We start from the raw sequence: 318 nt of genomic DNA, 5'->3' as shown, positions 1-318 counted from the left end.
GTATCACTGCGGGTACAACAAATAAAAACAGCCCCCAAATCAGCTGTCTTAAGGATACACGTTCAAGCACCCATGTTTCTCCCTAATGGTTTCTCAATAGCGAACAGAGAAGCGGTAGCCAGTACCACGAACCGTTTGCACCATCTTATCATGCCCATCTAACTCTAACGCTTTTCTTAAACGACGAATATGCACATCCACCGTTCTGTCTTCCACATACACGTTTGCGCCCCAAACATAGTTGAGTAACTGTTCGCGGCTATATACTCGCTCTGGATGGGTCATAAAGAAGTGAAGTAACTTGTATTCGGTAGGCCC

At 45.6% G+C, this 318-nt stretch carries 1 protein-coding gene; it reads right to left on the bottom strand.

Annotated features, from left to right (window positions below; translation table 11 throughout):
• Positions 1 to 93: 93 nt before the first annotated feature.
• The coding region (locus ACNQ0T_RS23555; RefSeq protein WP_417930421.1) for a winged helix-turn-helix domain-containing protein at positions 94 to 318 on the bottom strand (225 nt) is incomplete at its 5' end.

Source organism: Enterobacter cloacae complex sp.6700776 (assembly GCF_048284255.1).
Lineage (GTDB): Bacteria > Pseudomonadota > Gammaproteobacteria > Enterobacterales > Enterobacteriaceae > Enterobacter > Enterobacter intestinihominis.
The sequence above is the reverse complement of the archived record's forward strand: the minus strand, read 5'-3'. Positions and strand labels throughout refer to the sequence as shown.